The organism is Streptomyces sp. NPDC002104 (assembly GCF_053593795.1).
Map to the genome: position 1 here is coordinate 40544 of NZ_JBSFDF010000057.1, position 7132 is coordinate 47675.

General features: G+C 75.2%; 6 protein-coding genes. 3 read left to right on the plus strand and 3 right to left on the minus strand.

What is annotated here, in order from left to right; genetic code table 11:
• Nucleotides 1–101: 101 nt before the first annotated feature.
• Entirely contained in the window at nt 102–1385 is a 1284-nt protein-coding gene (locus ACWCP2_RS32760) for an MFS transporter (RefSeq protein WP_450912192.1), read from the plus strand.
• Nucleotides 1386–1503: 118 nt separating this feature from the next.
• Here ACWCP2_RS32760 and ACWCP2_RS32765 read toward each other — a convergent pair whose 3' ends face one another.
• Nucleotides 1504–1932, minus strand: a complete 429-nt coding sequence (locus tag ACWCP2_RS32765; RefSeq protein ID WP_450912193.1) for a cupin domain-containing protein — start codon at nt 1930–1932, stop codon at nt 1504–1506.
• Nucleotides 1933–1981: 49 nt separating this feature from the next.
• On the opposite strand from ACWCP2_RS32765, the gene ACWCP2_RS32770 reads away from it, so the two are divergent.
• Nucleotides 1982–2818 carry an AraC family transcriptional regulator gene (locus ACWCP2_RS32770; RefSeq protein ID WP_450912194.1) on the plus strand — a complete coding sequence of 279 codons (837 nt, stop codon included), beginning with the start codon at nt 1982–1984 and terminating at the stop codon, nt 2816–2818.
• A 115-nt stretch (nt 2819–2933) separates the two neighbouring features.
• Nucleotides 2934–4031 carry an esterase-like activity of phytase family protein gene (locus ACWCP2_RS32775; RefSeq protein ID WP_450912195.1) on the plus strand — a complete coding sequence of 366 codons (1098 nt, stop codon included), beginning with the start codon at nt 2934–2936 and terminating at the stop codon, nt 4029–4031.
• Nucleotides 4032–4038: 7 nt separating this feature from the next.
• Here ACWCP2_RS32775 and ACWCP2_RS32780 read toward each other — a convergent pair whose 3' ends face one another.
• Together ACWCP2_RS32780 and ACWCP2_RS32785 are read right to left on the minus strand one after the other, a co-directional pair.
• Nucleotides 4039–5391, minus strand: coding sequence for a carboxyl transferase domain-containing protein (locus tag ACWCP2_RS32780; RefSeq protein WP_450912196.1), 1353 nt, complete (start codon nt 5389–5391; stop codon nt 4039–4041).
• Nucleotides 5392–5677: 286 nt separating this feature from the next.
• The gene (locus tag ACWCP2_RS32785) at nt 5678–7132 is read right to left on the minus strand and encodes a sensor histidine kinase (protein WP_450912197.1); all 1455 of its coding nucleotides are present in this window, start codon (nt 7130–7132) and stop codon (nt 5678–5680) included.

Consider the following 7132-nt stretch of genomic DNA (forward strand, 5'->3'; position numbering starts at 1 on the left):
GGGCACCCGCCCAGGCGCCGGCCGGGCACCCGCCCAGGCGTCGGCCGGGCACCCGCCAGGGCTCCGGCCGGGGTCCGGGCAGGGGCGGCTTATCATCCGTTGTGACTCGTAAGACCGCACCGCCTCCGCCCGCGCTCTCGCCCCCGCGCCCCCGGCGCCGCATATGGGCCGACCTCACCCCGCTCAGAACGTCCCCGGACTTCCGGCGGCTGTGGTTCGGCGGAATCGTTTCCTGGCTCGGCCAGGCGATGACCGCCCTGGCCATTTCGCTCCAGGTCTACGAGATCACCGGCTCCAGCTTCTCCGTCGGACTGGTCGGGCTCTGCTCCCTCGTCCCCCTGGTCACCTTCGGGCTCTACGGCGGGGCCATCGCCGACACCGTCGACCGCCGCAAACTCGGCCTCGTCAGCGCGCTCGGCCTGGCCGCCCTCTCCTTCGCCCTGGCCGGCGCCGCGCTCCTGGACTACCACCGGGTCTGGCTGCTGTACTCCGTCGTCGCGCTCCAGTCCCTCTGCGGGGCCCTGAACGGGCCCGCCCGGTCCGCGATGATCCCGCGGCTGCTGCCGGCCGAGCAGCTGCCCGCCGCCAACGCGCTGAACTCCGTGGTCATGACCTTCGGGATGACGGCCGGCCCGGCACTGGGCGGGGTCATCGTCGGCTGGTGGGGCTACCAGGCCGCGTACCTGATCGACGCCCTCACCTTCGGCGCCGCCCTCTACGCGACGTGGCGGCTGCCGCCGATGAAGCCCGAGGGGGCGGGCGACCGCACCGGGCGGGCCTCCGTACTCGACGGCCTGCGCTTCCTGGGGACCCGGCCGAACATCCGGATGACCTTCTTCTCCGACCTGGCCGCCATGGTGCTGGCCCAGCCGAAGGCGCTGTTCCCGGCCGTCGCCGTGCTCTGGTACGGCGGCGACGCCAAGACGGTCGGGCTGCTCGTGGCCGCCCCCGCCGTCGGCGCGCTGTTCGGCGGGCTGCTCTCCGGCTGGCAGGGGCGGATCCGGCGGCACGGGGTGGCGATCCTGCTCTCCGTCGCCGCGTGGGGGCTGGCCATCGCCGTGTTCGGGCTGACCCGCCAGCTCTGGCTCGGGCTGGTCTTCCTGGCCCTGGCCGGCTGCGCCGACAGCATCTCGATGGTGTTCCGCACCACCATGCTCCAGGCCGCGACCCCGGACGGGATGCGGGGCCGCCTGCAGGGCGTCTTCATCGTGGTTGTCGCCGGCGGGCCCCGGCTCGGAGACTTCCTCGCCGGGGCCGCCGCCGAGCTCACCTCCCCGGCCGTCGCGGTCACGGGCGGCGGTCTCGCCTGCGTCCTGGTCCTGGCACTGCTGGCCCTGCGCTGGCGGGGCTTCGCCCGCTACGACGCGCGATCGCCGCAGGCCTGAGGGACGCGGGCGCGCCCGGGCCCGGACCCGCCCGGGTCGTGCGGGGGAGGCCCCGCAGGACCCCGCAGGACCTCGCAGGACCCCGCAGGACCCCGCAGGGCCGTGACCGGGCGGATTCCTACGCGTCCACCGGCTCGCGGGTGCGGTCGCTGACCTCCCCGCCGGTGTTGGCGGTGCCGGCCGGCTCGAACAGCAGGATCGCCGTCTCCCCGTCGGCCTGCGGGCAGTGCTCCACCCCGCGCGGGACCACGTGGATCTCCCCGGGGTTCAGGACGACGTCCCCGGCGCGCAGCCGGATCGTCAGGGTGCCGCTGACGACGAGGAAGAGCTCGTCGGTGTCCTCGTGGGTGTGCCAGATGAACTCGCCCTGGATCTTGGCGATCTTGACCTCGTAGTCGTTGACCCGGGCGATCCGGTGCGGGACCCACTGCTCGGTGAAACCGGCGAGCTTCTCCGCGATGTTCACCACGTGCCCCGCGACCGCCGGGCGGCCGTTCTCGTGCGTGCTCGCGTGCGTGCCCTCGTGCGTGCTCTCGGTTGTCGTCATGGGGGCAGGCTGCCCGCCAACGCCCCGGCCGGTCTTGTACGTTCCTGACATGGCAGCCGCGACGCGTCCGCGCAGTACGGTCTCGGCCTGGCAGCCGCCGGTGCCGGGGATCGCCGAGGTGTTCCACGCCCGGTTCACCGACCACGCCTACCCCGCGCACGTGCACGACACGTGGACGCTGATGATCCTCGACGGCGGCCGCGTCGACTTCGGGCTCGACCGCGAACGGCACGGCGTCGGCGGCTCGGACACGGTGGCCCTGCTGCCGCCCGGGGTGGTGCATGACGGGCGGACCGTCACCGAGGCGGGCTTCCGCAAACGGGTGCTGTACCTCGACGCGTCCGTGCTCCCGCAGTCGCTGACCGGGGCCGCCGTCGACGCGCCCCTGCTGCTCGACGCCGCCCTGCGCGACCGGGTCCACGCACTGCACCGGGCGCTGGGCCCGCGGGAGTTGCCGGCCGGCGCGGTCGAGCGGCTGGAGGCGCAGTCGCGGCTCGCCTTCGTCCAGGAGCGGCTGCGCACGTGGCTGGAGGGGCGCCAGGTGGTCCCGTACGGGGCTCCGGGCCCGGACACGGCCGTACGACTGCGCGAGCTCCTCGACGCGCGGGTCCTCGGCGGGATCACCTTGGAGGAGGCTTCCGCGCTTCTGGGGCACGCCCATCCCACCCACCTGATCCGCAGCTTCCGGCAGGCGTTCGGGCTGCCTCCGCACGCCTACCTCACCGGACTGCGGGTCGCGAAGGCGCGGCGGCTGCTGCTGGCGGGGATGCGGCCGGCCGAGGCGGCGGTGGCGGCGGGTTTCTACGACCAGGCGCATCTGACGCGGCACTTCGGGCGGCACGTGGGGATCGGTCCGGGGCGGTTCGCCCGGTCCGGGCGCGTGTGAAGGGAAGTTGGCGGGTTCGTTGCCATCGCGTTGCCCGGTCTTCCGTTTTCTTTCGATTCGTCATATGACAGTTAGGAAGTTCATTACCCTCAGCCGATCCAGGAGGAAGGCCTTCATGCGCCTTCGTATGCTCGTCACCACCGCCGTGGCCACCGCCGCGCTCGCCGGAGCCCTCGTTCCGCAGGCCCAGGCCCAGGCCCCCGCGGCTCCCCGGGCGCCGAAGGAGGACCGTTCCTGCTCGCCGTACCTCTCGGTCGCCGGGTACTCGGACTCCCTCGACAAGACCCTCCTCGACGGGAAGCCGGTCGGCGGGCTCTCCGGGCTCGCAGTGGACCGGGACGGCACGATCGCCGCGATCTCCGACAAGTCGGCGCTGTACCGGCTGAAGGTGGGCCGCGGCGACACCCCGACGGCGACGGCCGCCGCGCGGCTCCCGCTGACCGACGGCGCGGGCAAGGTCCTCGACTCCGAGGGGATCGTCGTCGACCGTGACGGCACCTACCTGGTGACGGACGAGACCGCCCCGGCGATCCGGCGGCACGCCCGCACCGGCGAGGTGCTGGGCTCGCTGCCGATCCCGGCCGGGTTCAAGCTCGCGCCCGAGGGCCGGGCCACCGTCAACCAGACCTTCGAGTCGCTGACCCTGCTGCCCGGCGGGCACACCCTCGTCGCCGGCGTCGAGGGCGCACTGGCCGGCGACGGGAAGGACGCGCAGGGGCGGACGCTCCAGCGCATCCAGACCTGGGAACGCCGCGGCCGGGACGGGGAGTTCGTACTGGGACGGCAGTACGCGTACCCGGTGGACGCCGGACACGGGCTGGTGGAGCTCGCGCCGACGCGCGACGGCCGGCTGATCGTGCTGGAGCGCGGCTTCACACAGCAGTTCAAGATCACGGTGCGGCTGTACGTCGCCGACCCGCTGGGCGCCACGGACACCTCGAAGGTGGCGGCGCTGGCGCAGGGCCCGGGGCTGCGGACCGCGCGCAAGACGCCGATCGGGGACTTCGACGACTGCCCGACGCTGGGCGCCCCCTCGAAGCTGCCGCAGAACCACCCGCTGGTCGACAACGTCGAGGGCATGGTGGTCACGGACTACGACGGGCACGGACGGGTGCGGCTGCTGCTGACCAGCGACGACAACGAGCTGGCGCAGCAGATCACCCGGCTGTACCGGATGGACGTGAAGCTCCCGGCGCGGAGCTGGGAGCGCTAGCCAGGGGCTAGTCCGTCTCCTTCGCGGGGGAGACGATGCCGCGGGCGACGCCCAGGGCGACCAGGTCCTGGGGGCGGACGCGCAGTTGGTCCGCCGTCGCCGGGGCCGACTCCGGGGGCCGCTTGAGGATGGCCGCCGCCAGTTCGGGGGCGATCACCGAGAAGTAGCTGTCGGGGGTGACCCAGGTGTTGCCCGGCGCCGCCAGGGCGAGCGCGCCGCCCGAGCCGCCCTCGCCGATCAGGAGCGTGGTGACGGGGACCGCGGCCGAGGCGAGCGCCGCGAAGGCGTCGGCGATGGCGGCGCCCGCGCCCGCGTGTTCGGCGGCGGCGTCGTTGGCCGCGCCGGGGGTGTCCACGAGGGTGAGCACCGGGATCCCGAGCCGGTCCGCGAGCCGGACGACGCGGGCCGCCGTACGGTACCCGGCCGGGCGGGTGGCGGTGCCGCACTGGGCGGCGTAGGCCATGGCCCGGCCCTCCCGGAGCCCGAACCCGCACAGCATCCCGGGGTCGGTGCCGCCCGCCCGGTCACCGGAGAGGTGGAGGCGGAGCTCGAAGTAGGAGTCCAGGTACTGCTCCGCGCGCGGCCGGCCGGGGTGCCGGGCCTGCCGGACGGCGTCCCATCCCGTCGGGGGCAGCTCTACGCCGGCCAGCGCGGCCGGGGGTTCCACGGCCCCGGGGGAGCGGGGCGCGGCCAGCACCCGGAGCCAGGCCGCCAGGGTCGAGGGGAGCTGCGCGGCGGGCACGAGGGCGTCCACGTGCCCGGCGGCGTACTGCCCCTCGGCGGTGTAGGCGGCCGGATCCGCGTCCGGCGGCCGCACCCGGGACCCGGCGAACCCGACCTGCGCCCCGGGCAGCGCGAGGATCACGTCGGCCCCCGCTCCGAGGGTGGCCCAGCCGCCGCCGGTGGTGGGGTCGCGCAGCACGGCGATCTGGGGGAGGCCGGCGGCGCGGGTGAGGGCGGACTGGCGGGCCACGCGCTGCAGCTGGGTCAGCGCGAGCATGCCCTCCTGCATGCGGGAGCCGCCGGTGGCGATGAGGGACACCAGGGGGAGGCGGTGGGTGCGGGCGTGGGTGTAGGCCGCCTCCAGGCGGTCGCCGGTGCGGTGGCCGAGGGACCCGCCGAGGAATCCGAACTCGAAGGCGATCACGGTGGCTTCGTGGCCGCCGATGCGGGCGGTGCCGGTGACGACGGACTCGTCCTCGCCCGTCCGCTGCGCGGCGCGGGCGCGGGAGTCGTCGTAGCCGGCCCAGCCGAGGGGGCCGTCGGGGGCGGAGTGCCCCGGCGGGGCGGGGAGTTCGGTGAAGCTGCCGGGGTCGGTGGCGGAGGCGATGGCGGCGCGGGCCGAGGGGCGGGTCGTCACGCCGTCAGCGTACGGGCCCCGCCCTGGTGCGCGGCTCGTGCGGTGCGGGTGGCCGGGCCCTGCGGGGCGAAGTCCCCTACCTGTACCTGCCCTTCCACCGTTCCCCGGGCTGCGCCCGGACCCCTTTGCCGGGTGCGGCGCCGTTGCCGGGGGCTGGGTTGCCGCGCAGCGGCAAAATCCAGCCCCTGGCGTTTGAGGCGCGGGGCCCGGGGCGGAGCCCCGGGGAACGGGCGAAGGGCGGGTAGGGGACTTCGCCCCGCAGGGGCGCCCCGGTCCCCGCGCAGCGTCAGAGCGGGGCTTCCCACGTCAGGGTCGTGCCGCGGGTGCCCGATTCCGTGCGGCCGTCGTCGGAGACGGTGAGGCGGACCCGGCTGGGGACCGCGTCGACCTCGACGTCGATGGAGGTGACCTCCGCCCGGCGGTGGGCCGCGGCCAGGGCCCCGCGCAGGGCGGAGAGGAGGTCGCCCGCGACCGGATCGGGCAGCAGCGCGTCGACCGTGCCCGCGAAGTGCACCGACGGCTGGAAGCCGAACAGGACGGCCGCCCCGCCGGTCTCCCGCAGGACCCGCCCCCGGAAGGTGGTCGGGGCGTCCGTCGGCGGCTGCTGCAGGGCGAAGATGGCCGTGCGGACCTCCTGGATGGTGGAGTCGAGCTCGTCCACGGCCCGGCCCAGCTCCTCGCCGACCGTGTCCGTGTCCCCGGCCGGGGCCTTGTCGGAGCGCCGCCGGGTGCTCTCCAGCATCATCTCCGTCGCGAACAGCCTCTGGACCACCAGGTCGTGGAGGTCGCGGGCGATGCGGTCCCGGTCCTCGTAGACGGCCAGCTGCTCCCGGTCGTGCTGCGCGTCCGCCAGGACCAGGGCCAGCGCGGCCTGGGAGGCGAACTGCGAGGCCAGCAGCCGGTCGACCGCGTCGTAGGCGGGGCCGCCGCGTTCGCGCGGCAGGGCGAGCGTGCCGATGAGCTGCCCGCCGCTCTGCAGGGGCAGCATCATGCTGGGGCCGAAGCGCTCGCGCACGTGCGTGGTCATCCGGGGGTCCGTCGCCGAGTCCTCTATGAAGACCGGCTCGCCGCCCAGGAGCTGCTCCAGGACCGCCGAGCCCGGGGCGATGGCCGTGCCCACCAGGTCGCCGGGGTCCCCGTGCGTGGAGGCGGCCACGATCTCCATGCCGCCCTCGGGGGTGGGCTGGAGGACCACCCCGGCCGCGGCGTCGGCCAGCAGCCGGGCCCGTTCGGCGACGCACATCAGCGCGTCGGCCGCCGGCCGGCCCGCCAGCAGGGTGGTGGTCACGGCGGCCGCGCCCTCGATCCAGCGCTCCCGGCGGCGCGCGGTCTCGTACAGCCGGGCGTTGCCGATCGCTATGCCCGCCTGCGAGGCCAGGACGCGCACCAGTGCGAGGTCCTCGTCGGTGAACGGGCCGCCGCCCCGTTTGTCGGTGAGGTAGAGGTTGCCGAAGACCTCGGTGTGGACCCGGATGGGCACGCCGAGGAAGCCCTTCATCGCAGGGTGCCCCGGCGGGAAGCCGGCCGCGCGGGGGTCCTGGTTCAGGTCCTCCAGTACGAGCGGGCGCGGATCGGTGATGAGGGTGCCGAGCAGGCCGCAGCGGCCGTCCGGCAGGTGGGGGATCGCGGCCCGCTCGGCCTCGGTCATCCCGGAGGTGAACAGCTCGGTCGCCGGGGCGCTCGCCCCGGGCATCTCGGAACTGATCGCGGCGCGCGCCGTCCAGGGCGCGGGCGCGGCGAT